This window comes from Fimbriimonadaceae bacterium, from assembly GCA_023957775.1.
Lineage (GTDB): Bacteria > Armatimonadota > Fimbriimonadia > Fimbriimonadales > Fimbriimonadaceae > JAMLGR01.
Map to the genome: position 1 here is coordinate 208,882 of JAMLGR010000002.1, position 25,504 is coordinate 234,385.

Annotated in this window: 24 protein-coding genes; 12 read left to right on the top strand and 12 right to left on the bottom strand. The window is 65.8% G+C overall.

The window, feature by feature from the left end:
* Positions 1-85: 85 nt before the first annotated feature.
* Both M9921_02580 and prfB read right to left on the bottom strand, forming a co-directional pair.
* Positions 86-1,690, bottom strand: a complete 1,605-nt coding sequence (locus M9921_02580) for a S8 family peptidase (GenBank protein ID MCO5295718.1) — start codon at positions 1,688-1,690, stop codon at positions 86-88.
* A 198-nt stretch (positions 1,691-1,888) separates the two neighbouring features.
* The gene (prfB, locus tag M9921_02585) at positions 1,889-2,986 is read right to left on the bottom strand and encodes a peptide chain release factor 2 (protein ID MCO5295719.1); all 1,098 of its coding nucleotides are present in this window, start codon (positions 2,984-2,986) and stop codon (positions 1,889-1,891) included.
* 97 nt (positions 2,987-3,083) lie between these two features.
* On the opposite strand from prfB, the gene M9921_02590 reads away from it, so the two are divergent.
* The 5 genes from M9921_02590 to M9921_02610 all read left to right on the top strand — a co-directional run bounded on the left by M9921_02590 (position 3,084) and on the right by M9921_02610 (position 10,102).
* The gene (locus M9921_02590) at positions 3,084-4,685 is read left to right on the top strand and encodes a DUF1573 domain-containing protein (GenBank protein MCO5295720.1); all 1,602 of its coding nucleotides are present in this window, start codon (positions 3,084-3,086) and stop codon (positions 4,683-4,685) included.
* On the top strand, positions 4,682-5,929 hold the full coding sequence (locus tag M9921_02595) for a hypothetical protein (protein ID MCO5295721.1): 1,248 nt from the start codon (positions 4,682-4,684) through the stop codon (positions 5,927-5,929). The genes M9921_02590 and M9921_02595 overlap by 4 nt, the downstream gene beginning before the upstream one ends.
* Before the next feature lie 54 nt (positions 5,930-5,983).
* The gene (locus tag M9921_02600) at positions 5,984-7,024 is read left to right on the top strand and encodes a hypothetical protein (protein ID MCO5295722.1); all 1,041 of its coding nucleotides are present in this window, start codon (positions 5,984-5,986) and stop codon (positions 7,022-7,024) included.
* A gap of 125 nt (positions 7,025-7,149) precedes the next feature.
* Positions 7,150-8,409 carry a diguanylate cyclase gene (locus M9921_02605; GenBank protein ID MCO5295723.1) on the top strand — a complete coding sequence of 420 codons (1,260 nt, stop codon included), beginning with the start codon at positions 7,150-7,152 and terminating at the stop codon, positions 8,407-8,409.
* Positions 8,410-8,443: 34 nt separating this feature from the next.
* Complete coding sequence (locus M9921_02610) at positions 8,444-10,102, top strand: AAA family ATPase (GenBank protein MCO5295724.1); 1,659 nt, start codon at positions 8,444-8,446, stop codon at positions 10,100-10,102.
* An 18-nt stretch (positions 10,103-10,120) separates the two neighbouring features.
* Here the strand turns inward: M9921_02610 and M9921_02615 are convergent, their stop codons facing one another.
* Positions 10,121-11,422 carry a thymidine phosphorylase gene (locus M9921_02615; protein MCO5295725.1) on the bottom strand — a complete coding sequence of 434 codons (1,302 nt, stop codon included), beginning with the start codon at positions 11,420-11,422 and terminating at the stop codon, positions 10,121-10,123.
* Entirely contained in the window at positions 11,419-12,414 is a 996-nt protein-coding gene (gene mtnA, locus M9921_02620) for an S-methyl-5-thioribose-1-phosphate isomerase (GenBank protein MCO5295726.1), read from the bottom strand. Before mtnA ends, M9921_02615 begins: the two co-directional genes overlap by 4 nt.
* 38 nt (positions 12,415-12,452) lie before the next feature.
* Here mtnA and M9921_02625 point away from each other — a divergent pair, with 38 nt between their 5' ends.
* Together M9921_02625 and M9921_02630 are read left to right on the top strand one after the other, a co-directional pair.
* A complete protein-coding gene (locus tag M9921_02625; GenBank protein ID MCO5295727.1) occupies positions 12,453-12,806 on the top strand; it encodes a hypothetical protein in 354 nt (117 codons plus the stop codon).
* A gap of 193 nt (positions 12,807-12,999) precedes the next feature.
* Positions 13,000-13,701: a CoA transferase subunit A gene (locus M9921_02630; GenBank protein MCO5295728.1), complete on the top strand. Its 702-nt coding sequence runs from the start codon at positions 13,000-13,002 to the stop codon at positions 13,699-13,701.
* On the opposite strand, the gene M9921_02635 is transcribed toward M9921_02630, so the two are convergent.
* Both M9921_02635 and M9921_02640 read right to left on the bottom strand, forming a co-directional pair.
* Positions 13,698-13,943 (bottom strand): hypothetical protein, encoded by a 246-nt coding sequence (locus tag M9921_02635; GenBank protein MCO5295729.1) that lies wholly within the window; start codon positions 13,941-13,943, stop codon positions 13,698-13,700. The genes M9921_02630 and M9921_02635 overlap by 4 nt on opposite strands.
* 3 nt (positions 13,944-13,946) lie before the next feature.
* The gene (locus tag M9921_02640) at positions 13,947-14,285 is read right to left on the bottom strand and encodes a hypothetical protein (protein ID MCO5295730.1); all 339 of its coding nucleotides are present in this window, start codon (positions 14,283-14,285) and stop codon (positions 13,947-13,949) included.
* A gap of 103 nt (positions 14,286-14,388) precedes the next feature.
* On the opposite strand from M9921_02640, the gene M9921_02645 reads away from it, so the two are divergent.
* Positions 14,389-15,048 carry a CoA transferase subunit B gene (locus M9921_02645; GenBank protein ID MCO5295731.1) on the top strand — a complete coding sequence of 220 codons (660 nt, stop codon included), beginning with the start codon at positions 14,389-14,391 and terminating at the stop codon, positions 15,046-15,048.
* A gap of 372 nt (positions 15,049-15,420) precedes the next feature.
* On the opposite strand, the gene M9921_02650 is transcribed toward M9921_02645, so the two are convergent.
* From M9921_02650 to fabD, 5 genes are all read right to left on the bottom strand, one after another.
* A complete protein-coding gene (locus M9921_02650; protein ID MCO5295732.1) occupies positions 15,421-16,206 on the bottom strand; it encodes a tyrosine recombinase XerC in 786 nt (261 codons plus the stop codon).
* Between the two features lie 67 nt (positions 16,207-16,273).
* The gene (fabF, locus tag M9921_02655; GenBank protein ID MCO5295733.1) at positions 16,274-17,524 is read right to left on the bottom strand and encodes a beta-ketoacyl-ACP synthase II; all 1,251 of its coding nucleotides are present in this window, start codon (positions 17,522-17,524) and stop codon (positions 16,274-16,276) included.
* Positions 17,521-17,760 carry an acyl carrier protein gene (locus tag M9921_02660; GenBank protein ID MCO5295734.1) on the bottom strand — a complete coding sequence of 80 codons (240 nt, stop codon included), beginning with the start codon at positions 17,758-17,760 and terminating at the stop codon, positions 17,521-17,523. Before M9921_02660 ends, fabF begins: the two co-directional genes overlap by 4 nt.
* A gap of 57 nt (positions 17,761-17,817) precedes the next feature.
* Positions 17,818-18,558 (bottom strand): 3-oxoacyl-[acyl-carrier-protein] reductase, encoded by a 741-nt coding sequence (gene fabG / locus M9921_02665; GenBank protein MCO5295735.1) that lies wholly within the window; start codon positions 18,556-18,558, stop codon positions 17,818-17,820.
* Positions 18,555-19,490 carry an ACP S-malonyltransferase gene (gene fabD, locus M9921_02670; protein ID MCO5295736.1) on the bottom strand — a complete coding sequence of 312 codons (936 nt, stop codon included), beginning with the start codon at positions 19,488-19,490 and terminating at the stop codon, positions 18,555-18,557. Before fabD ends, fabG begins: the two co-directional genes overlap by 4 nt.
* Positions 19,491-19,577: 87 nt before the next feature.
* On the opposite strand from fabD, the gene M9921_02675 reads away from it, so the two are divergent.
* Entirely contained in the window at positions 19,578-19,820 is a 243-nt protein-coding gene (locus M9921_02675) for a zf-HC2 domain-containing protein (protein ID MCO5295737.1), read from the top strand.
* A gap of 47 nt (positions 19,821-19,867) precedes the next feature.
* Here M9921_02675 and M9921_02680 read toward each other — a convergent pair whose 3' ends face one another.
* The gene (locus M9921_02680) at positions 19,868-21,109 is read right to left on the bottom strand and encodes an MFS transporter (protein MCO5295738.1); all 1,242 of its coding nucleotides are present in this window, start codon (positions 21,107-21,109) and stop codon (positions 19,868-19,870) included.
* A 243-nt stretch (positions 21,110-21,352) separates the two neighbouring features.
* Between M9921_02680 and M9921_02685 the strand changes: the two genes are divergently transcribed.
* The 3 genes from M9921_02685 to M9921_02695 all read left to right on the top strand — a co-directional run bounded on the left by M9921_02685 (position 21,353) and on the right by M9921_02695 (position 25,369).
* On the top strand, positions 21,353-22,555 hold the full coding sequence (locus tag M9921_02685; protein ID MCO5295739.1) for a saccharopine dehydrogenase NADP-binding domain-containing protein: 1,203 nt from the start codon (positions 21,353-21,355) through the stop codon (positions 22,553-22,555).
* 18 nt (positions 22,556-22,573) lie between these two features.
* Positions 22,574-24,370 carry a translation elongation factor 4 gene (lepA, locus tag M9921_02690; protein ID MCO5295740.1) on the top strand — a complete coding sequence of 599 codons (1,797 nt, stop codon included), beginning with the start codon at positions 22,574-22,576 and terminating at the stop codon, positions 24,368-24,370.
* A gap of 186 nt (positions 24,371-24,556) precedes the next feature.
* Positions 24,557-25,369 carry a PEP-CTERM sorting domain-containing protein gene (locus M9921_02695; GenBank protein ID MCO5295741.1) on the top strand — a complete coding sequence of 271 codons (813 nt, stop codon included), beginning with the start codon at positions 24,557-24,559 and terminating at the stop codon, positions 25,367-25,369.
* Positions 25,370-25,504: the final 135 nt, after the last annotated feature.

The window sequence follows — 25,504 nt, forward strand, 5'->3', positions numbered from 1 at the left end:
TGCACAAGCACAGGGACGACTTGTGGCCCCTGGAAGACGCGGGGGAGCCGCCGGAACTTGCCCGGCGACTCCGCAACACCCCCGCCTATCGGTTCCGAACCAGAGCCGAGAGCTTCACCTCGTTGATCGCGTACGTGAACGGCGACCACGACATGCGCCGAAGCGGCACGTGGGCTCGGGTGATCCCCCGCACCTCCCCCGTCGAGGACACGTAGGTCGCCGGCGTGTAGATCCTCAGCTTCTGAGTCTGGTCGGTCGTGTACAGCGGGAACGCCTTGAAGAAGTCGTACTGGTTCGTGTTCCAGTTGAACAACCAAACCATCCCGGTGCCGCCTGCGGGACCGTTCGCTTCGATTTCGAGCGAGAGACTCGACACGTTCTCCAGCGGCGCTCCCATCGTCATGCTGAAGCCGGCGCCGGCCACTTGGCCGAGGCTGGACCAGGTGGACCGCACGGAGAATCGGAGCGAATCGCTGTGCAGGACATCCGGTACGTCGCCCGACGACGACGTGCCGAGATACATCTCGATCTCTTCCGGCGGGAACTCGGTCTCGACGGGAGGAACGACGTCCGCCAACCCACGCGCCACGTTGATGCGTCCGAACTTGAGCCACGTGCCGACGTCGTCGCAGTTGTTTTCGATCGCCGCCCGGACCTCGGCGGCGGTGGCGTCCGCGCCGATATGGGAGTAGAGCAGCCCGGCATAGCCCGCAACGCAGGGCGTCGCCATCGACGTGCCGTCCTGGAACACGTAGGTCGAGTTGAGATAGGTGCTGTAGATGTGGCTCCCGGGCGCCGCCACGTCGACCCAGTCGCCCCAGTTGCTGAATCCGGACTTCTGGTCGTTCTGATCGGTCGATCCAACCGCGAGCACGCTGTCGTACCCCGCGGGATAGAGCTTCGTCGTGACGTTGTCGTTGCCCGCGGCCGCCACCGGCAGCACGTCGTGCTCGACGGCGTACTTCATCGCGTCGTCTTCGGCCTGCGACGCGAAGTAGCTGCCGATGCTCATCGAGATCACCTTCGCCCCGTGATCGGTCGCGTGGAGGACCGCAAGAATCACGTTGGCCGAGGTGGAGTTGGGGAAGATCTTCAGCGGCATGATCATGCAGTTGAATCCCATCCCGGCGATGCCCATGCCGTTGTTGGTGTCCGCGGCCGCGATCCCCGAGCAGTGCGTCCCGTGGCCGATCGAATCGCTCGGATCCGAGTCGTTGTCCGAAAAGTCGTAGCCGGGAACGATCTTGTTCCGAAGGTCGGGATGGTCGAGCTGAATGCCCGTGTCGATCACGGCGATGATCGTCGAGGGATCCCCGCGCGTGATGTCCCAGCCCTGCTCCGCGAACGTGCGGATGGGCGCGTACTGCTGGCTGTAGAGACTGTCGTTGGGGCGGAACAGCGGGTAGCGCCGATAGTTCGGCTCAGCATAGACCACCGCCGGCGAACGGCGGTACCGCTCCAAAGCCCGCTCCACGGGAATGCGGGGGGACACCTGCACGAGTTCCACGCCGATCTGCGGCATCTTCTGAACCACGCGTGCGCCCACCGATCGGTGCACGGCGTAGTTCGCCCACGACGTGGGCGTCCGGAACTTCACGAGAATCTGCCCTGGAATCGCATCCTGGCCGAATGTCAGAGCCGCCAAGGCGCCTAGGAGAAGGAGCAATACGAAGAATTTCTTCAATTTCATCACCGTCCAGCGCGGAGTCTCCACGCGGTTTTTGGAGCACGCGATCTTTTGGCTTGGGTGCGTCGCGCAAACGTCACCATGATCTTAACACACCAATCACCGCGATCCAAACCGAAGGCCACGCCGTGATCGATCGCCAGAACGCTCCACTTGTTCCTACGATTCCCTTCGCCGCAAGTTCCGATCGCCGACGGGTCCCTACTCGACGAACGCGTCGGGATCGGGTGGCTTGCGGAGGTAGGCCTCGACGAACAGATCGATATCGCCGTCGAGCACCCCGGTCGTGTTGCCCGTTTCCGCACCGGTCCGGTGGTCCTTGACCATCGTGTACGGCTGGAGCACGTAGCTGCGGATCTGCCTTCCCCAATCGGCGGACCCGCCGTCGCCGCGCAGCCTGCGCATCTCCTGGTCGCTCTGTTCCCTGCCCAGCGCAGCCAGGCGCGCGGCAAGGACCGTCATCGCGCTCGCGCGGTTCTTGTGCTGGCTGCGCTCGTTCTGGCACTGGACCGTGATGCCCGTCGGCAGGTGGGTGATCCGAACCGCGCTCTCGGTCTTGTTGACGTGTTGGCCCCCCGCGCCTCCCGCACGCAACGTCTCGACTTTGAGGTCGTCCGGCTGGATGTCCACCTCCGTTTCCTCGATTTCCGGCAGCACTTCGACCTTGGCGAACGACGTATGGCGGCGGGCGGCGGCATCGAAGGGGGAGATGCGGACCAAACGGTGCACCCCGTGCTCGGACATCAGGTAACCGTAGGCGTTCTCCCCCTTCACCAACAGGTTGATCGTCCGGTAACCCGTGACCTCGCCCGGCGTCTCGTTGAGGATCTCGTACTCGAACCCGCGGCGTTGGAACCACCTCGTGTACATGCGGAACAACATCGCCGCCCAATCGCAGGCCTCGTCGCCACCCGCCCCCGCGTTGATCTCGAGGAGGGCGTTGTTGGCGTCGTACTCGCCGCTCATCAACGTCTTGAACTCGAGGATCTCAAGCTCCGCTAGAAACTCCAGCGCCATCGCATCCGCGTCTTTGCGCGTGTCCTCGCTCGGATCCCCCTCGAGGAGTTCGTAGAGTTCGCGAAGGTCCGACTCGGTCTTGACGAGCCGGTCGAAAGGCTCGACGACGCCACGGGCGCGCGAGAGCTGTTTGAGTTCGCGGTTGGCTTGGGCGGGATCGTTCCAGAAGTCGGGCTGGGCGGCCTTCTCCTGAAGCTCGGCTATCGTACGACGAAGTCTCGGTAGGTCAAAGATGACCTCCGATAGCGTCCAATCTCCCGCGAGCACTGGACAGCGCTTCATGCGTCGACATGTCGAGCATAGGGGAAGTCTACCTGCGCGCCAGGCGGGGCGAACCGCGCGCGCGATTTGCGCGTCAGGTAGCTTCAGCAGGTTCTCCATGACGCAACTCCTGTTCCTCATCGCCGCGACCCTCACCCAAGTGCCCGTGGTCCAGCCCGGCGCCAGTACCGAATTTCACCGGGCCTGCCTCGCCGTCGAGGAGGCGCTCGCCGCGGGCGACGTCCCGGCGGCCCGCGCCGCGGCGGCTTCCCTGCCCCGACGCGTGATCAAGCTCGAGTTCGACGCGAGCACGATCCCCGAGGCGCGCCGCAAGGAGTTCGAGGAGGTCCGGGACCGCGTGATGTCGGTCTGGCAACGCGGCATCACCGGAGTCTCGATCACCGCCGGCGCCCCCGCCGACATCCGCGTGCGGTTCGTGAAGTCGCTCCCGCCGGCCGCGGGCTCGCCCCTGCCCGCCGGGGCCGCCCACCTCTTTTCCGCCGCTCCCGACCAGCCCCGGCTCGAGGCCGTGATCGCCCTGGAGCGAGGCAACCCCGCGAGGGCGACCGAGGCCGCCGACGTGCACAACGAGCTTGGGTATGCGATCGGGGCGTACTTCGGCCTGGCCGCGGATCCGCTCCAGTTCGGGGCGTTCATGGGCCGGAGCGACCTGCCCACGTTCCGCCTCAATGCGCCCTCCATCGTCGAGTACCGAAAGGCCCGCGCCAACTTGGAGCTGTGCGAGACCCTTCGGAAGCTGGTGTTGAAGGGAGAGAAGATCCAAGCGGCCCATCCGCAGATCTGGATCGACGCTCCCGTGCTGCCCCAGGAGCCCGCGATTCAAGGGGAACCCATCCGATTCAACGTCCAGATCACCAATCGCGGCGACGCCCCTCTGTCGATCGAGCTGAGGCCCGACTGCGGCTGCCTCAGCGCGACGCCCGCCGCGGTGCTCGAAGCCGGAGACACGCGGCTGATGCAGGCGATGATCGACACCACCGAATTTGTCGGCCCGCTCCACAAGCGGCTGATCGTGTACTCCAACGATCCCGACTTCCCCGTCAAGGAGATTCCCATCAACGTGCGGGTCACCCCGCGCTACCGCCTTCTCGCTCCGGGCGGCCCCGTCGTGATCGCTTCCCAGGACGGCGCCGAATTCCAAGTGTTTCTGGCGCTGGACGAGAAGGCGAACTTCAAGCCCACCGGCGTACGGCTCAACGGCATGCCGGGCGAGGTCGCGCAAACGCCGTGGTCGGGAAAACTCGCCGATCCGGAACTCGGGGAGCCGGCCACGCAACGGTCCGGCTACCGCTACGACGTCAAGCTCGAAGGCACGCTGGCTCCGGGGCGTTCCAACGGGACGCTGATCATCGACACGGACAGCGACCGCTTCCCGACCCTCTACTACTCGTTCAGCGCGCAGAAGGGCATCGTGGCGCTTCCCGACGAGCTTTATTTCGGGGAGATCCCCAAGGCCCCGCGCCGCGGTTCGTTCCTCGTGAGCCGCCCAGGGCAGGGGTTCAAAGTCCTGAAGATCACGTCGCCCAGTTCCAACCTCTTCTTCGAGCACACGGCCGTGCGGGACGATTGGGAGTATCTGGTCACCGTCCAGTTCGATGGAAAGGTCCCCTTCGGCAACTACACGACGACGTTGATCGTGGAGACCAACGACCCCAAGCAGCCCAAGTTGATCGTTCCCGTGCGCGCGGTGGTTCGGTGAGAGCCCTGCTGCTGGCCGGCGCCGCGGCGCTGGCCTGCGCGATGGTCCCCCAGGCGCCCCCCGAGTGGACGGTGGTGCTCGGCGGCGACACCGACGGCATGCTCTCCCCCTGCGGCTGCACGCAACCGATGACGGGGGGACTTCGGCGTCGCGCCGCGGCCATCAAGATGCTCACCGCGGGGCGACCGTCGGTGATTCTCGAAAACTCGGGGCTGGTCGGCGGAGCCGGGAGGCAAGAGGAGCTCAAAGCCCAAGCGCTCGCGGAAACGATGAACCTCTTGGGGGCCGACGCCATCCATCTGGGCGCCGACGAAGCGGTCGGTGGCAAGGGTTTGGTGAGGGCCCTCGAGACCCTGGCCCCCGATCGCCTCCTCTGCAGCAGCATCGCGCCGTCCCCGACGAACACGCTCGCCTCCACCCGCGAGGCGGGGCCGTTCCTCGTCGGCGGGGTTTCCATGCACCCCGAGGCGCTGGCGTCGGCCCTCGGCGAGCGCCCGCTCGCCGCCGACGCCGCGGTGCGCGGGGTCGTGGCGGCCGCGCTCGCCTCCGACAAGGTCCCCGTCCTCCTGCTCCAGGGCTCGCTGGACGATGCGCGGGCGATCGCCCGGCGGCACCCCGAACTCCGTTTGATCGAATACCGCGCGTCCGGATCGCCTCCCCCCACCGTCGAGCGCGTCGGGGAAACGGTGCTCGCCACACCCGGCGAACAGGGCAAGCACGTGGTTCGACTCGTCTGGGGCGAGGGTTCGTTTCACGATTACTCGCCCCTGACCCTCGGACCCACGTTCGAAAACGACCCCGACGCGGCGCGCATCTATGCGCGCTACCTCCAACGGGTCGACGACGAGAAGCTCATCGAGCGGGTCGACCGGCGACCGAGCCCCAAGTTCGCGGGCAACGCGCGATGCGGCTCGTGCCATGCCGAGGCCGCCGCCAAGTGGAAGAAGACGGGGCACGCCGGAGCGCTCAAGACCCTCGAGGACGACGGACACGGGCGCGATCCGGAGTGTGTCGGCTGCCACGTGTCCGGACTCGACCGGGAAGGCGGCTTCCGATCGCGCCTCGACACCCCGCAACTCGCCGATGTCGGGTGTGAAAGCTGCCACGGACCCGGGTTGGACCACGCCCTGGATCCTTCCCGTTCGCTGGGCAAGGCCGGACCGGCGTCGTGCGCGCCTTGCCACAACGCTTCCCACAGCCCCAATTTCTCGTTTGCGGAGTTTTGGAAACGTATTGCACATTAGGTCAAAAACTCGGGGTTGACGGGCGATGCGGCGATCCACAACAATAGCTGCGGGATGGGGGTCCTCGACAACCGCGTTACCAAACCGCCGGAGCGCCGATCGCCGCTGGCCGGCGCCAACCGCTTCCGCGTAGCGTCCCCCGGCCTGTCCGACGTGCTGTTCGCCAACGAACCGCAGACCTTCGACACCTATGCGACGGTCGCCTCGAACATCCAGGCCGTGGAGGCGGCGCTGCTCTTCTCCGCCGGCCTGCAGACCTTCGTGACCCTGGTGGGCCCGAGCGGCTGGGGCAAGTCGCACCTGCTGGAGGCCTCCGCGACCCGGATCCGCAAGGAGCTCGGACGCGGCGCGTGCCGGGTGCTCAACGCGAGCGAATGGGTCTCCTCGACCTCGCCCGTCGATCCCACCGCCCCGCTGCTTCTGGACAACGTGCACGAGGCCATGGAGCGGGCCCGGCTGAGGATTCCGTTCAAGCTGGCGCTGGAGCGGCGCGTGCGCGCCGGCCGCCCCACGATGCTCGTGTTCTCCGAAAACCGCGCCGGGCGCCTGTTGCGGGCGTTCTTGCCAAGCGGCCGTGAGTGGGAGATCGCCCACCTCGGCGCCCCCGAGGTGGGCGAGCGGCGAACGATCATCCACCGGATCGCGCGTTCGATCGACCTCTCGATCGGGCCGTGCCTCGAAGCGATGCTCGCCAAGGGTCTCCGGGGCAACGGGCGGACGCTCCGCGGCGCGCTGATGCGCCTCAAACTCCACGGCAACGAGTGGAACACGGACCGGTGCGTGCTCGAAGCGTGCGGCATCGTCAATCCGTTCTTCGCGGACAACAGCGGATGGGACCTCGTGGGCGCCGTGCTCGGCGCGGCGGCCGAGTGGGCGCCGACCGAGTCGTGCTCGCGCGAGCGGCTCGCGATCTACACGCTGCTCCGAGAGGCGCAGCTCCCCGAGGCCGAGGTCGCGCGCGCGGTGGGAGCAGAGCCCGCGGCCGTGTACCTGCGCGCCGAGAAGTTCGGCGAGGAGATGAGGCGAAATCCGGAGCTCCAGAAGGAGCAGGACGCCTTCGTGCACGCCGTCGTCGGGCGGCTTCAATCACTATAGCGAACGCTATAACCCTTCCCGGTGGATTTGCCTGATCGAACGGCCCACCCGGGGTTTTGTGGCATGAACCTTGATACACTCTGGACGGATTGGGCCGTTCTCTCGAACGTCCGAACATTGCGCGGATGCTCAACATCGAAGACCTCCAACTGCTCCCCGTATGGGTTGCCCCCACGCACCTCGCCGCAACCGCGAGGCTGCTGATGGCGGGTCACCACATGCGTGTGCTGGCCGTGGTCGAGGACGGGGCCCTCATTGGAACCGTGAGCAGCGAGCGCCTCGCCGCCGCTCCCGATTTCGATCCGATCCGCGCCTCGATCGAGCCGTTGGGATTGGTTGTCCAGGCGGGAACTCCCGTGCGCAAGGTCGCGGATCTGTTCGTCAAGGAGCACATCGAGTACGCGCCGGTCGTCGACGGAGACCGCTTTCTCGGCATGGCCACCGCAAACCTCCTCCTCCAAGAACTGGGACGGTCGTGGGACCCGCTGACCCACCTCCCTTGGAGCGACCGCTTGCGCGAATGGGGCGTGGACATGCTCCGCCAAGGCAAGGAGATCTGCATCCTCTTCATCGACCTCAACGAATTCGGCCGCTATAACAAACGCTACGGGCATATCGTGGGGGACCGCGTGCTCTCGCGGGTCGCCCGGTTGTTGAAGGAGTGCACCGATCCGCGCACCGACGTCCTCGTGCGCTACGGCGGAGACGAGTTCGCCGTCGGAACGGTCCGCCCGCGCGAGGAGGCGGAGGCCCTTCGCCAGAAACTGCTCGACCGCACGGAAGAGGCGTCCGTGCCCGAGGCGTCCGAGCCCGTCACCTACGCCGTGGGCCTCAAGGGGGGCAAGCGGACCAAGGAGCGGGAGAGCGTCCATTTCGCCGCGACCCTCGACAACTTGATCAACCTGGCAAGCCAAGAGTGCCTTTCCCTCAAACCCCAACCCTCTGCGGCCGCGCCAGAAACCCTCGTACCCGCGGACGCATTCGCATCCGAAGCGGAGCACGGGCCGAAGCCCGAGGTCGTGGGGGTCTACACCGACGAGCGTTCCCCGAACGCTCTGACGACGGTCTTCCTCAAAGTGGGTACGAGCGTGGTCAGCGGCATGCACCACCGCGCGGGGCGCACTCCAGTGGAATCGATCGCACTCGCGACGAGCAAAGCCCTCGAGCGCGTGGTCGAAGGCGTGACGATCACGATCGACTCCGCGGAACTCGCCGGCGACGGAGAGTCGGCGGCGGTCGCCGTGTCGTGCCAACTCGCCAAAGAGGGTTGCCAGGCGGCCGGCGAGGGATCGCGCCCGGCCGGATCCGATCCCCACGCCGCGACGGCGCAGGCCACCATCGACGCCGTGTTCGCCGGGCTCGCTCTCCTCGCCCAAGATGGCTAGCGACCTCGGCGAAGGCGACGGCGTACTATGAGATATGCCCGACGCCTCTCCCTCTCCCAGCCGTGAAATCCTCGACCGGATTCTCGAGCAGCCTCCTTCGGATCCGAAGACCGCCAACCTTCTCGCGGCTCTCCGAGAAGCCGTCGATCGAGACGAGCGGGACCGGGAGGAGACGCAACGGCTGATCCAAGAGTACGAGGAGGCCTACAACAAGCTCACGTCCCCGGCCAACCGCGTCGGCGTCTTCCTTCGGTGGCTCGAAGATGGCCGGGCCCAGGTAGCGCTTGGGGACACCGAGTTTGTCGCGGAGGTCGATCCCGCCCTCGATGCCGAAACGCTCGTCTCGGGAACCCGCGTTCGGCTCAACGACGCCTACGCCGTCGTCGGCTCGGTGGAGACGGGATCGGACGGCGCGCTGGCCCGGGTGGGAGAGGTTCTCGAAGACGGGCGCCTGCGGCTTCAATCCGCCGCGCCCGGGACCGACGGGGGACGGCTGGTCCTGCGCAGCGCGGCGCTGCAGGACACGGTGATTGCCTCGGGCGACGAGGTCCGCTTGGACGCCACCGGCAGGATCGCGCTGGAGCATTTCGCCAAGCGCGAGACCCGCGATTACTTCTTCGAAGACGTGCCCGAAATCCCCTGGGAGAAGGTCGGCGGCCAGGAGGAGGCCATCCACCTCATCCGCGAGACCATCGAACAGCCCCTTCTCCATCCCGAGCTTTACGCCAAGTTCGACAAGAAGCCGGTCAAGGGCATCCTCTTGTACGGACCTCCGGGCTGCGGCAAAACCCTGATCGGGAAGGCCACGGCCCACAACCTCACCAAGGAGTACGCCAAGCGCGTGGGCCACGACGTGAAGGAGTACTTCATGGTGATCAGCGGCCCCAAGATCCTCAACATGTGGCTCGGGGAGACCGAGCGGATCGTGCGGGAGATCTTCCAGACGGCGCGCGAGAAGGCTGCCGAGGGCCGTCTCGTGTTCATCTTCATGGACGAGGCCGAATCCGTACTCCGCACCCGATCGAGCGGACGCTGGCTGAACATCAGCAACACCGTGGTCCCCCAGTTCTGCGCCGAGCTGGACGGACTGGTCGCCCTCGAGAACGTCGTGCTCATGCTGACCTCGAACCGGCCCGACTACATCGACCCGGCTGTGCTGAGACCCGAGAGAATCGATCGAAAGGTCAAGGTCTCCCGTCCGGACAAAGCCGCTTCGACCCAGATTCTCGCCATCTACCTCCACGACCGGATCCCGATCGACCCGCTCGTCGTCAAGCGCAACAAGGGCGAGATCGACTGCGCCCGGAAGGAGCTGGTCGAGGGCACGGTGGAGTTCCTGTGGCGCCGATCGACGGAGACCGAGTTCCTCAAGGTGTTCATGCGCAACGGCAGCTCGGAGACGCTCTACTGGAAGGACCTCGTGAGCGGCGCACTGCTCAAATCGGTGGTGGATCGATCGAAGGACCTGGCGATCCGACGCGCGATCGCCAACCCTTCGGGAGAAGAGGGGGTGACCCTCGACGACCTGAAGCGCGCCGTCGAGGCCGAGTACCGGGAAAACGAGATCTTCCCCAAGAGCGACGTGCAAGAGGATTGGCTGCGGCTCTTGGACTTCGAACGGGAGGCCGTGGCGTCGATCAAGCCCATCCGGCCCGACCGCGGGGATGAGTTCGTGCGCAACAGCGTGATCTGACGCCGCTCGCGCGATCCCTCAGGGCCGCGGGAGGATGACTGGGCGGTGCGCGACCTCTTCCGCCGAGACGAGCCAACGGGCGAGGACGCGTTCCCGCGCCGACTCCGCAGCAGAGCGGTCCCGCGCATGGACGCGGAACAGGAGTTGCCCTGGCTCAGCGCGGTCTCCCACCTCGCACGCCAATTCGATTCCAACCGCGGGATCGATCGCGTCCTCCTTCTTGGCGCGGCCCCCTCCCAAGAGGACGACCGCCTCGCCGACCGCCTGGGCGTCGATGCGGGCGACCCAACCAGGCGCCCCATCGTGGGATACGTCCAACACGTGACCGGCGGTCGGGAGGTCCGCACCTCCCGACGCGTCGATCGTCGCTCCCTGGGCGGCAAACCACTCGATCGCCTTCTCGAGGGCCGCTCCGGAATCGAGGGCGAGCGCCGCGCGCGACTTCCCTTTTTCGAAATCCGCAGCCCGGCCCGAGGCGTGGAGCGCCACCCCGGCAAAGTGCTCGCACAGGGTTCGGAACCGGCCCTGCGCGCGGCACGCGAGCGTGTCCAGCGCCTCCCGTATCTCCAATGCGTTCCCCGCCATGCGTCCAAGAGGCTGGTCCATGTCCGTCAGGGTGGCCACAACCTTGAGGTCCAGCGCCTGGGCCGTCGCCTCGAGCGCACCGGCGAGCTCACGGGCTTCCTCGACGGTCTTCATGAACGCGCCCGAACCCGCCTTCACATCGAGGACCACGATCTGTGCTCCACCCGCCAGTTTCTTCGATAGGATGCTCGAAACGATGAGCGGGACCGACCGCACGGTGTCGGTGGCATCTCGCAGGGCGTACAGCGCCTTGTCGGCCGGCGCCAGGCGAGGCGTCTGCCCGGTCAGAGCGACGCCGATGCGCGCGGCTTGCGCCTTCATCGCGTCGGGCGTAAGGTTCGTGTTGAAGCCTGGAACCGAGTCGAGTTTGTCGATCGTGCCCCCCGTGATGCCCAGGCCCCTCCCGCTCATCTTCACGACCGTCAGTCCGCACGCCGCCAGCAGCGGCAACAGCACGATCGACGTCTTGTCTCCCACGCCCCCCGTCGAATGTTTGTCCACCCACGGCTTGGGAAGCCCGGAAAGGTCCATCCTCTCTCCGCTGGCCGCCATCGCGGCGGTCATCCAGGCGGTCTCTCGGGGGCCCAGCGGATTCAGGTAGGCGGCCATCAGCCAGGCGGCCAACTGGTAGTCGGGGATCGAACCATCGGCGGCGCCTTTGGCGAGGAACTCCAGCTCCGCTAGCGAGTGTTCGCGGGCGTCGCGGCGGGCCACGATGAGGTCGTGGATCGTCACCGAGGGGCCACCTGGTGCGCTTCTCGCGTGAAGCGGTAGGGTGCCCGGTGGACGCCCTGCTCGGTCACGATCGCTTCGATCAAGGCGGCAGGGGTCACGTCGAACGCGGGGTTGAAGACGGGGCAGCCTGTGGGTGCGACGCGCACCCCTTCAATTTCGCAAAGCTCTTCGGCCCCGCGCTCCTCGATCGGAATCGACTCCCCGTCGGCAAGCGAGGGGTCCAGCGTCGAGCTTGGAGCGGCGACCACAAAGGGGATGCCGTGGTGCGCCGCAAGCACGGCGAGCGCATACGTGCCAATCTTGTTGGCGGTGTCTCCGTTCGCCGCGATCCGATCGGCGCCGGCCACGACCCAGTCGATCTTCCCCGCGCGCATGAGCGATGCCGCGGCACCGTCTGCGATCGCCGCGAACGGAATCCCCTCCTTTAGAAGCTCCCACGTCGTAAGCCGAAGGCCCTGCTGGCGCGGCCGAGTCTCGCACGCGTAGACGAACACGCCGGGGTCCCGGGCAAAGGCCGTCCGAATGATTCCGAGCGCGGTTCCATGGCCCGCCGTGGCGAGGCCGCCGGTGTTGCACACGGTCAGGATGCGGGCGCCGGGAGGCACGAGCGCGGCCCCGTGGCGGCCGATGGCCTCATTGCAGGAGAGGTCCTCGACCTCGATCCTCCGCGCTTCGGCCAGGGCGTCCTCGATCGTCCAGGGATCGACCCGGTCCATTCGGTCGAGCGCCCAGAAGAGATTCACTGCCGTCGGCCTCGACGCGGCCAGCCCGTTCCGCGCTCGCGCGCGATCTTCCCCATGGAGGCACGCGAGGACCATTCCGTACGCGGCCGCCACACCGATGGCCGGAGCTCCACGCACCGCCATGTCGCGAATCGCCGATGCGACCTCCTGCCACGTCTCGAGCGCCAACCAGCACTCCTCGAGCGGCAGCCGCCGCTGGTCGAGCATGCGCAGCACCCCGTCGTTCCACTCCATCGGCCGGATCGCCATCGGGCGAAGGGTACCCCTGCCCTGCTACGCTATCAGCGATGCATGTGCTGGTGTTCGAGGACAACCTGCTTTGGAGCACCCGGCTCCAGAACTCGCTCCGCTCTCTGGGCCACGTGCCGGAGGTGCTCACCTCGGTCCCCGCGTCGACCGACGCGCCGCTGGCGATCGTGAATCTGGGGGCGAGCCGTTTCGATCCCGCCGCGGTGGTCCCGACCTTGCGGGCGCTCGGGGTGTTCGTCATCGGCCACGCCGGGCATCAGGAGAAGGCGGTCCTCGGCGCGGGCAAGGAGGCGGGCTGCGATCGGCTGGCCACCAACAGCCAGATCACTTTCGATTTGAAGAAGGTGATTGAGCTGGCAAATTTGCCAGGTTTCGAAGCGCCTCCAGGCTGAAAGGCGGCCTGCACCGAACAATGCCCGCGCTCGGGAAGTCTGTGCTACATAAGGCTTCGATCTGTGAAAGGAGAAAGCCTTAGTCATTTGGCATCAGATCTAATTCGGAGGGGGCTTGCCCCCTCTTTTTTCGCCTCCGGAGGGCCTATCCGCCGCTTCCGTGGAGCGCCGCCCACCCTGTAGACTGGTTGTCATGAACAAGGTCTATCCCGACGCGGCGGCCGCCCTTGACGGCTTGCTTTTCGACGGCATGACGATCATGGCCGGAGGCTTCGGACTCTGCGGCATCCCGGAGAACCTGATCTCCGCCCTCCGCGATTCGGGGGTCAAGGAGATCACGGTCATCTCCAACAACTGCGGCGTGGACGACTTCGGGATGGGACTCCTCCTCCAGACCAAACAGATCAAGAAGATGGTCTCGAGCTACGTCGGTGAGAACGCCGAGTTCGAACGGCAGTTCCTCTCGGGCGAACTGGAGCTCGAGTTCAACCCCCAGGGCACTCTGGCGGAGCGCATCCGCGCGGGCGGTGCGGGCATTCCCGCGTTCTACACGAAGACCGGCTACGGCACGATGATCGCCGAGGGAAAGGAGACGCGCCAGTTCGACGGCGAGTGGTACGTGATGGAGACGGCCCTCCACGCCGACCTCTCGATCGTCAAGGCGCATCGGGGCGACCGTTCCGGCAACCTCGTGTTCAACAAGACCGCGCGGAACTTCAACCCGATGATGGCGGCGGCCGGCAAGGTGTGCGTGGCGGAGGTCGAGGAGCTGGTGGAGGTCGGAGCGCTCGAGGCCAACCACATCCACGTCCCCGCGATCTACGTGAACCGCATTCTGCAGGGTGCGACCTACGAGAAGCGGATCGAGCGGCGAACGACGCGCGCACGCGCCTAGGCTCGCAGCCTGCGCGCAAAGGTGGCGAATCGGTCCGGGTGTCCCTCGCGTTCGGCCAAGACCGCGACGCCTTGCGCGCCACGCCATTCGGTCACCCAATCGATGTCCCGCGACTGGTACTCCTCGGGCGCGCAGAGCGTGGCGGCGCTCCCCCCGGTAAGCACAGCGGTGATGCCGTTCCCCTCGAGAGCGGAGCACACGGCGAAGGCCACTTCTCGGAGGGTCATCGCGGCGTCGATCACGCGTTAGATCTCCTTTCCCTTGCGATGGGGACGCCGACGCACGGAGCGGACGGCGGCGAGAACCTCCTCGTCTTGCTCCGCCAGACGTTCGAGCAGTGCTGCGAGCTCCTTCTTGGCGAAGAAGCGGGGGTTGAAGGACACCCGGCGCTCGCGCCCGATGACCCGGGAGACGAGAATCCCGTCGTCCTCGAAATCCTCCAGGTGCTTCTGCACGGCGTAAAGCCGCGCTCCCGCGAGCCGCGCCAATTCGGTCGCGTAACTCTCGTCGAGCAGGGAGAGCACGAGCAACAGCCGAGTCCTCAGCCGAGTGCCAAAGAGTCCGAGCTTTCGGTCGATCTTCATCGTTTCACCACTTACAGTGGTTATACTACCACCATTACTGGTGATATGACCACCCCTTGCGTCGCCGCTCCCCCAAACCAACCGCATCTCCCATAATGGAGGCATGCCACTCACCCGCGACCAACTCGCCCAGCGCGCGGCGCAAGAGCTGCGCGACGGCTACTACGTGAACCTCGGCATCGGCATCCCCACGCTCGTCGCGAATTTCATTCCCGAAGGGATGGACGTCGTGCTGCAGAGCGAGAACGGCATGCTCGGCATGGGCCCCTTCCCCTACGAAGGCGAGGAGGACCCCGACCTGATCAACGCCGGCAAGCAGACGATCACCGAGATCCCCGGAACGTCGTTCTTTAGCAGCGCCGACTCGTTCGCGATGATCCGTGGAGGGCATATCGACCTGTCGATTCTGGGCGCCATGGAGGTCTCGGAGCAGGGCGACCTCGCGAACTGGATGATTCCCGGCAAGATGGTCAAAGGCATGGGCGGCGCCATGGACTTGGTCGCGGGCGTCAAACGCGTCGTCGTCGTGATGGAGCACACGAACAAGCACGGCGAACCCAAGATCCTCAAGGAGTGCACACTTCCCCTGACCGGCAAGGGCGTCGTGGACCTCATCATCACCGACCTCTGCGTGTTCGAGATCGGGGATCAGGGCATGGTGCTGAAGGAGTTGGCGCCCGGTGTGACAGAAGACGAGGTGAGAGAGAAGACCGAGGCGGCGTTCACGGCGGCGGCGGCGGTAGGGACGGTTTTGGAGGCGTGAGGCGTGAGGCGTGAGGGTGCTTCCTTCCAGGCGTACCAAGCGGCGCGCGATGGAGCGTTATCCCTCCTCGGTCCCGGTGTGCCGTTGCTCCTGTTCAGCGTGGGCTACCTGTTCTGGTGTGGCGGAAGCGAATACGGTTGGCAGGGCTGGTTTGGATACGGCCTCGGACCCGTGTCTCTTGGGTTTGGGCTCATCATGGTCCCCTTGGGATTGTCATGTGCCCTTAATGCAAAACGGATTCGACCAGACGACTGATTTGCACTGGCAGTTCGCTTCGCCCACAGCCCTCACCCCCTGCCCCTCTCCCCCAGAGGGGCGAGGGGTGCCTCACGCCTCACGCTCTCACGCCCCACGCCTCACGCCCCCCACGCCTCACGACCTCGGATGCGCCTCGTCCACGGCCTTGCGCAGTCGTTCGACACTGACGTGGGTGTAGATCTGGGTGGTTGCCAGGCTCTCGTGGCCCAGCAACTGCTGCACGCTCTTCAGGTCGGCCCCTCCATCCAGCAGGTGGGTGGCGAACGAGTGGCGCAGCGTGTGGGGGCTTACTCCGGGAGGCAAGCCCGCACGCTGCGCCCAACGCCGCACCACGTTCTGGACCGTACGCGTGGTGAGTCGCCGGCCCTTGTCATTCGTGAACAAGGGGTCCCCCTCGCCCGCGTCTACCCGCTCGTGATCCACATACGCCCGCAAGGCTTGCGCGCACAGATCGCCGAATAGCGCGACGCGCTCCTTGTTGCCCTTCCCGCGGACGTGGACGGTCGCCTCGCGAAAGTCGATGTCCGACACGTTGACGCCCACGGTCTCGGCCGCCCGGATGCCCGCGGCGTACATCAGCTCGAGCAACGCGCGGTCGCGAAGCGGGGTGCGGCCGCCGTCGCTCTGGTCGAGCAGCTCCTCGGCCTGCGCGCGCGATAGGGCCTTTGGCAGCCGCTTCCTGCGGATCGGCGCCTCCAACGACTCGGTCGGGTCCGTCTCCAAGAGCCCCCCCTCTCGAAGGAACCGCACGAACGTGCGAAGGGTGGAGAGCTTGCGCGCGCGCGTCGTCGGATGGGGGGCGTACGCGCGCAGATAGCCTCGAAGCCGATCGGGCGTTAGGTCGAACTCCCCCTCCAAGAACAGGGCCAACTGCGCCAGGTCCGAACCGTAGGAGCGCACGGTGTGCGGCGAACGGCGTGCCGAAAGGTGGTCGAGAAACGCTTGGATGCGGGCATCCAGCACGGGGCTACTCCCCCTTGCCGAAAATCAACGAGACGTTGTGGCCGCCGAACCCGAACGAGTTCGAGAGCGACACGTCCACGGCCTGGCGGCGCGCCTGGTTCGGAATGTAGTCCAGGTCGCACTCCGGGTCGGGCGTCTCGTAGTTGATCGTCGGCGGCAGGATGCCGTCGCGCATCGCCAACAGGCACACGAGTCCTTCGATGGCGCCCGCCGCACCCAACGTGTGGCCGATCATGGACTTGGTGCTGCTGATCGGTGGCGTGGTGTCTTCGCCGAAGACGCGCTTGATCGCGAGGGTCTCCAACTTGTCGTTGAGGCTGGTGGACGTCCCATGCGCGTTGATGTAGCCCACGGCCGAGGGTTCCAAACCCGCGCTGCGCAACGCGGCCCTCATCGCGCGCTGGGCGCCGTCGCCCTGCGGATCGGGCGCCGTCATGTGGTACGCGTCGCCCGACATGCCGTAGCCGAGGATCTCGCCGTAGTTCTTGGCGCCGCGCGCCTTGGCGTGATCGTAATCCTCGAGCACGAGCACCGCCGAGCCCTCGGCGATCAAGAACCCGTCGCGGTTGAGATCGAACGGCCGGGACGCGTGCTGGGGATCGTCGTTGCGCGACGTCATGGCGCGCGCGGCGCAGAACCCGGAGAGCCCGATCTCGTTCACCGGCGCCTCGGTCCCTCCGGCAAGCATCGCGACGGCTTCGCCGCGCTTGATGATGTGGTAAGCGTCCCCCAGCGAGTTCGCGCCCGTGGCGCACGCCGTGACCACGCACGTGTTCGGACCCTTAAGCCCGTGCACGATGGAAACATAGCCCGAGGCCATGTCCGGAATCATGTAGGGGACGAGGAAGGGCGAGACTTTGCCCGGGCCAAACTCGACCAAGCGCCGCATCTGCTCGGCCATGTAAGTCAGCCCGCCAATCCCTGAGCCGACAAGCACTCCCACCTGCTCGGCCATCTCGCCCGAGGTGTCGAGTCCGGAGTCCTTCAGGGCCATGGTCGACGAGGCCACCGCGTAGGCGATGAACAGGTCGATGCGCCTGGCCTCCTTTCGGTCGAGCCAGTCCTCGGGGTTGAAATCCTTGACTTCGGCCGCAATGCGCGTGGAGAACTCGGTTGGATCCAGGTGCGTGACCGGACCCGCCGCAGAGTCGCCTGCGAGCATGCGCGGCCAAAAAACGTCGACCCCGGTTCCCAGCGGGGTAACCGCGCCGACGCCCGTGACCACGACCCGTCCCGACGGACGGGGCATGCTCATCCCTGCTTCTTGCCGATGTAGCTGACGGCGTCGCCCACCGTCTTGATCTCACCGACCTCCTCGTCGGGAATGTCGATCCCGAACTCGTCCTCGAGCGCCATCACGAGTTCGACGACGTCCAACGAATCGGCCCCGAGATCCTCGGTGAAGGACGCGGTGTCCACCACCTCTTCTTCCTTCACGCCGAGTTCCTCGACAACGACTTTCTTCACCCTGTCAATAACGGCCTGAGACATGCGCACACGATACCTCTGGGGGTGGGGGTGGGGCAAGAGGAGAATCGAGATTGGAGATTACAGCGTGAGCCCCCCGTCCACCACCAACGTCTGGCCCGTGATGTACGCAGCCTCCCTGGAGGCCAGGAACAGGACGGCAGGCGCGAGGTCTTCAGGCGTGCCCAACCGTCCCGCCGGAGCGTTCTGAACCACCCGATCCCGCATCTCCTGCGGCAACTCCGAGGTCATGTCGGTCTCGATGAACCCCGGTGCGACCGCATTGCACGTGATGCCGCGTCCCCCCAGCTCTTTGGCAATCGATTTGGTGAGGCCGATCAGGCCGGCTTTGCTGGCCGCGTAGTTCGCCTGCCCGGCCCCGCCGCCCAATCCGATGATGCTCGACACGTTGACGATCCGCCCGTAACGCGCCTTCATCATCGGCCGGGCGGCCGCCTTGGCGCACAGGTAGGCCCCTTTGAGGTTGACGGCGAGGACCCGGTCCCAATCGTCGTCCAACATCCGAATGAGGAGCGTGTCCCGAGCGATACCCGCGTTGTTCACCAGCACCGACGGGGTGCCAAGCTTCTCCCCAACGGCCCCAAAAAGCGCTTCGACCGCCCCCGAGTCGCTCACGTCGCAAGCGAATCCTCGGGCGGCGGCTCCCCCCTCGCGCAGCACCTGGGCCGTCGACTCTGCGCCCTGCTCTGTCGTCGCGACGCACGCCACCTGGGCGCCCGCACGGGCGAACGCCTCGGCGATCGCCCGTCCGATGCCGCGGCTCGCCCCGGTCACCATCACCACCTGTCCCTCGAAATTCACGCGTTTCCTCCCACTTCCGCCACCGTTCGCGCCAGCGACTCGTCGTCGTAGACGGCCCAACACGGCAGCTCGCGATCGATCCTCTTGGCGAGGCCGCAGAGCACCTCGCCGACACCGCACTCCACCATCCGCGACACCCCTGCCTCCCGCAGGGTGCCCACCGTCTCGGTCCAACGCACCGGACGTTTCAACTGCTCTTCCAGCAGGCTCGGCCACGTCGCAGGATCCGTCTCCGGCGCCGCCGAGACGTTGGCCACCACCGTCCTTCCCGCATGGAAGGCGACGTTCCGCAGGGCCACGCCCATCTCTGCCGCCGACTCCTCCATCAAGGGGCTGTGGAAGGCTCCGCTGACATTGAGCGGAAGCACGCGCTTGGCGCCGGCCTCGGAAGCGGCGATCGACGCCCGTTGGACCGCGCCGACGTCGCCGCTGATCACAAGCTGGCCCGGACAGTTGTCGTTGGCGACGACGACGACGCCCTCCCCCAACGAGGTCTCGGCGCAAACGCGCTCGAGGGCGTCCCGGTCGAGCCCCAGCACCGCCGCCATCGTCCCCGGCCGCTGCGTTCCGCTTTGCGCCATCAGCTCTCCGCGACGCTGGACGAGCCGCGCCCCGTCCTCCAACGCAAGGGTCCCCGAAGCCACCAAGGCTGCGTATTCGCCCACGCTGTGGCCCGCGAAGACCGCATCGACGGGAAGCTTCTCGTGGAACGCCCGCCACGCCGCGACGCCGCACGTGAAGAGCGCGATCTGAGCGTTCTGCGTGCGGCGAAGAGTCTCCTCGTCGCTCTCGAAGCAGAGACCGCGCACGTCCATCCCGATCGCCTCGCCAACGGCGTCGAACACCGCGCGCGCCGCCGGTTGGGACGCCTCCAGCTCCCGGCCCATCCCCGGTTTCTGCGACCCTTGGCCAGGAAACACCACTGCAACCATGGGCAACACTTTACTGGGTCCGGCACGCCCAAGGCGATTCTTCGGGAACCGGTTGACGGGATCGCCCCTTGCACGAGATAGGGAACGATGGACGCGAACGCTTGGACGTGCAAGGAGGCCTTTGCCCGGCTGGAGGGCTACCTCGACCGGGAACTGTCGCCGGACGAGCTGGCCCAAGTGCGCAAGCACCTTGAGCTCTGCGAAGTGTGCGCGAAGGTGTTCGCGTTCGAGGCCGCGCTGCTCGCGACGATCAAAACCCGCATTCGCGGACTGAACGCACCCCCCGGACTACGCGATCGGGTGCGGAACGCCCTCCGCCAAACCAACTAGAGCCCTCCCCCCCCCCCCACAAACCACAAACCACCAACCACAAACCACTATGCCGTCCGTGGAATCAACGAGGAGCGGAACGGCTGGTGGAGCAGGCCGACGAGCGCCACGACCCCCATGCCGAAGCCCATCGCCAGGAAGGCGTTCACAATGCCCGCCGACTCGACGAGCAACCCGCCCGCGGCCATCCCGATCGGCATCACCCCCACGCTCAGCGTCGAGAGGACGCTGTTCACACGACCGAGAAACCCGCTTGGCACCGTCGCCTGCAGATAGACCGCCACGGGAATCTGGGCGAACGGTATGGCCAGTCCGGCGGCGAGGTTCATCGCCACAAACCCGGGCACCGTCCGGACGAACGCCATCCCGGCCACGGCGAGACCGACGAACAGCGTTCCGAACACGTATCCCAAGCCCGGCCTGCGAACGTCCAACCGCCCTACGGCCATGCTCCCGAGGATCATGCCGAGGAAGAACGAGAACTCGAACCACGCGAGCGTCTGGGGCAACCCGCCGAACCACTCCTGGTTGGAGTGCACGTACACCACGAAGAACGGCGACACCATGAGGCTCATCGCGACGCTGAGACCCAGCAACGCAAGCAGGACGCTCCGCGAGCGAAGGAACCTCAGGCCCTCCAAGAAGTCGGCCCAAGGGTGCGTGGCGGCCCCTTCCGTCGCATCGGGCCTCAGGGCGGGCAACCGCCGCACGTAGGCGGCCGAGATCAGAAACGAGCACGCGTTGAGTAGCACGGCGGTCGCGAAGAAGTAGCGCTCGAAGAGCGCAAAGAACACCCCCAAAAGCGATCCCGAGATCGCAAGCCCGATCAGCGGCATCATGTTCTGTGTGGTGGCGCTGAGCGCGTTGGCCTCCATCAGCCGGTCCTTCGGGACCAGCGACGGAATCGCGGCGTTCTTGGAGGGAAGGAAGATCGCCCGCAGGCACGAGAGCAGAAACGGCACGGCCAGCAGCGTCCACGTAGGCGGACTCGGCCACAAACATACGACGCCGGCGAACAGCAGCAGCACCGCGCCGCTCGAGACGTCGGAAAGGACCATGAGGCGCTTGCGGTCGATGCGATCGGCGAGCACGCCGGCGATCGGGCCGAGCAGGAGAAACGGCAGCGCGGCGGCGGCATCCACGTAGCCCACCATCGGCGTCGAGCCGGTGAGGCGCTTCACCATGAACATGAAGATCACGAAGTAAAGCGAGTCACCGACCTGCGAGATCGCCTGGCCGAGCCAAAGGTCGCGGAACGCACGGATACGGAGGATGTCGAGACGTGGCATGGGGATCTTCCAAGGGTCGCGGCTCCGACAGGTCGGAGCGGACTTCGAGTCGCGGTGAGTTCGGATCCCGGGGGATGCGAAACCCGCGGGAAGAATCAGTCTCGGCGCATGATTCGCGAATTATACCAAGGGGACGGGAATCGGGAATCGGGAATCGGGAATCGGGAATCGAGGGGGGGTGTCCTCACTTCCAACGGCGCACCCAAGCCTTTCCGGACCTCCTCCAAAAGGTATCCTGTGGACATGCGCCCCTCCCTTTTGGAAGGGCCGTTTGTGTGTTGCGCCATGAAAAAGACCTATGCCGTTTTGGGTGCCGGAATGCAGGGCACCGCCGCCGCCTACGACCTCGCCAAGTTCGCCGATGCCGAACGCATCCTGCTCGGAGACGCCTGCCTGGAGATCGCCCAACGCAGCGCCCACCGCGTGAATGGGCTGTCGGGCCCCGACCTGTGCGTCCCGGCGCAGGTGGACGCGCTCGATCCGGAGGCGCTCGGCGAGTTTCTGCGCGGCGTCGACGTGGTGCTGAGCTGCGTGCCGTACTGGATGCACCCGCGCATCGCCAAGGTCGCCATCCATCACGAGGTCTCGATGGTGGACCTGGGCGGCAACACCGACATCACCTTGGAGACCCTGGAGATGGACGGCGCGGCCCAGTCGGCAGGCGTCACCGTGGTGCCCGACACGGGGCTCGCGCCCGGGCTCGTGAACAGCCTCGGGCTCTACTGCATCGAGCACCTGGACGAGGTCGAAAGCGTGAAGATGTACTGCGGCGTGCTTCCGCAGCACCCCAAGCCGCCGTTCAACTACAAACTCACCTTCAACGTCGAGGGGCTCGTCACGGAGTACGACTACGAGGCCGTGGTGGTGAGAGACCACCAGATCGCCAAAGTCGACACTCTCTCGGAACTGGAGACCCTGGAGATCGAGCAGCTCGGCACCATGGAGGCGTTCACGACGTCCGGAGGGACGAGCACCGCGCCCTACACCTTGAAGGACAAGGTCAAGAACTACGAGTACAAGACCATCCGCTTCCCCGGCCACTGCGAGAAGATGCGCCTCTACAAGGATTTCGGCCTCTGGCGCGAGGAGAAGATCGAGGTCAAAGGCTGCAAGGTCGCGCCGAAGGACGTGTTCTGCGCCGTGTTCGGCCCCGAACTCGACAAGTTCGTGGACGACGACCAGTGCGCGGTGCGCGCCGTCGGTGTCGGGAAGAAGGACGGCCAGGAACGTCGCCTCCAGATCGACATCTTCGACAAGCAGGACCACGCGACCGGCTTCACCAGCATGGAGCGGCTCACGGGTTTCTCGATGTCGATCTATGCGATCGACATCGCGCACGGCAAGATGCCCTCAGGCTGCCTTCGGTACGAGAACGCGATGACCGGCGCCCGCTTCGTGAAGGAGATCCAGCGCCGCGGGGTGGAATTGAAGTTCAAGGGGTTCTAGCGCGGCGCAGTGTCTCCCATGGACCAGGCGCACATCCGCAATTTCTGCATCATCGCGCACATCGACCACGGTAAGTCCACACTTGCCGACCGGTTGATCGAGCGCTGCGGAGCCGTGCGCGGGACCGCCCGCGAGCAGATGCTCGACACGATGGACATCGAGCGCGAGCGCGGCATCACGATCAAGATGACCGCGGTGCGCCTCAACTACAAGGCGCGAGACGGGCAGGAGTATCAGCTCAACCTGATCGACACGCCGGGCCACGTGGATTTCACCTACGAGGTGTCGCGCAGCCTCTTCGCGTGCGAAGGCGCGCTGCTCGTGGTGGATGCGAGCCAGGGCGTCGAAGCCCAGACCATCGCCAACGCCTCGATGGCCATGAACCAGAACCTCGAGATCGTGCCGGTGATCAACAAAATCGACCTGCCGCACGCGGACGTCGAGCGAGCGCGCGAGGAGATCGAGCACGCCGTTGCGATCGATGCGAGCGACGCGGTGCTCGCCTCCGCCAAGACCGGGGTCGGCATCGACGAGATTCTCGAAGCGGTGGTGCACCGCATTCCCCATCCCCGTGGCGACGCCTCGAAACCCCTGCGGGCGCTGATCTTCGATTCGCATTTCGACTCCTACCAGGGGGCCGTTGCGTACGTGCGGGTGGTGGACGGTTCGATTAAGCCCAACGACAAGATCAAGATGATGGCGACCGGCAACCGGTTCGAGGTCGACTACGTCGGGGTGTTTCGGCCCGCGCTCGATCGGACCCAGTCGCTCGAAGCCGGCGAGGTCGGCTTCGTCACGGCCGCGATGAAGACCATCGGCGACGCGGCCGTGGGCGACACGATCACCAGCGCAGCGCACCCCGCCGACGCGCCGCTGCCCGGATACCGGAAGGCCAAGCCGATGGTGTTCTGCGGCCTCTACCCCTCCGACTCCGACCAGTACGCCGACCTGCGCGACGCGATCGAGAAGCTGAAGCTGAACGACGCGTCGCTCGACTTCGAGCCTGAGACGTCGGCAGCCCTGGGTTTCGGGTTCCGATGCGGATTCCTCGGCCTGCTGCACATGGAGATCGCGCGCGAGCGACTGGAGCGGGAATTCGACCTCGACCTCATCCTCACCGCGCCCAGCGTGGACTACATCGTGCACCGCTCGAACGGCGCGGTCGAGCACATCTCGAACCCCAGCGCCATGCCGCAGCCCCACGAGACTCAGTTCATCGAAGAACCCGCAGTGGACGCCACGGTCATGGTCCCCCAGGAGTTTGTGGGCGCGGTGATGACGCTCTGCCAGGAGCGGCGCGGCGTGTACGTGAAGAGCGAGTACCCCAGCCCGAGCCGCGTGATCCTCTACTACAAGCTCCCTCTCGCCGAGATCCTGCTGGACTTCTTCGACAAGCTCAAGTCCAGCACCAAGGGCTACGCGTCGTTCGACTACGAACTCGCCGAGTACATGCGCGCCGATCTCGTGAAGGTCGACATCCTGCTCAACGGGGACATCGTAGACGCCCTGTCCTTCGTCGTGAACAAGCAATTCGCGTACACGCGCGGAAAGGCGATCGTCGAGCAGCTCCGCAAGGTCGTTCCGCGCCAACAGTACGAGGTGCGCATCCAAGCCGCGCTCGGGGCCAAGGTCATCGCCGCGGATACGGTGAAGCCCTACCGCAAGAACGTGATCGCCAAGTGCTACGGCGGGGACATCACGCGCAAGCGGAAGCTCCTCGAAAAGCAAAAGGAAGGCAAGAAGCGGATGAAGAACATCGGAAGCATCGAGTTGCCCCAAGAAGCGTTCCTAAGCGTGCTCAAGGTCGCCGAGTAGCCCGCTCGCCCCTGTATAATGGGATCGGAATCCCGGTAAATCACACGATCCGGCAACAATGCCGGGGCGAGAGAGGGCTCCGTAGCGTACACTAGGGATTCAGGTACCTCGTGGGGCTTGATGTTTGAAAAGGAAGAGGACAGAACACCAATGAAGCGACTTACAACTCTGGCAATAGCGGCAACCATGGCATCGTTCGCCGGCGCCCAAATCAACTCGTTCACGCTGACCCATGGAACTTCGACGTACAGCGAGGCGAACCTGATCGGCGCAGGCACGCGGGCCGATGGCGGCTCGGTCGATTATCGAACGAAGAGCGGCGGACCGAACAACATGTTCCAGAACTGGTGGTGGTTCAACACCCAGTACACCGGTCGCGAGTTCGCCCTTGGCAACCAAGTCGCTGGTTCGTCTTCGGGCAACCAGGCGCGCGTGGTGTATGTGGAGAACGGCGGGCCCAACCAGCCGGGCGCGTTGCTCTTCGACATCAACTACACGCTTACTCAACTCACCAGCAGCAAGGCCATGGTGCAGATCGGGTGGAAGATCCACAACCTCTCCCAAGAGAGCCTTCGGGTCAGCTTCTTCAGCTACTCCGATTTCGATTTGAACGGCACTTCTGGCGACGATTCGGGCACGTTCATTGCACCCAACCAGTTCGGCGTCGTCGACGGCAACCCGCTTGCGAGCGCGACGCTTCTCGCCAGCACCACCTCGCTCTTGGCATGGGAGCAGGGAGCCTATCCCGGGACGCTTGCGAAGCTCACCGACGGCGTGCAGGACAACCTGTCCAACACCGCGGGCAACTTCGGCCCCGGAGACTGGTCCGGCGGATTCGAGTGGCAGTTCACGTTGGGAGCCAACGGTACGGAGAACGGGGGCGACCAGATGGTCGGATCGCTTCTCAAGATCGTGGACAATCCCGTTCCGGAGCCCATGACGCTGCTGGCGTTGGCCGCCGGTCTGGGTGGTCTCGCCGCACGACGTCGACGGCGCTGATCTTTTGTCGAGGCGAACCGGGCAAACAGGCAAAGTTACGGGGATTGTTCGGAACCCCGTACCTTTGCCACCGCTCGATTCGAGCAAGCGCGCGGAAATTGCGTACACTGTGAGTGCATCGTCCTGCTGGGACGC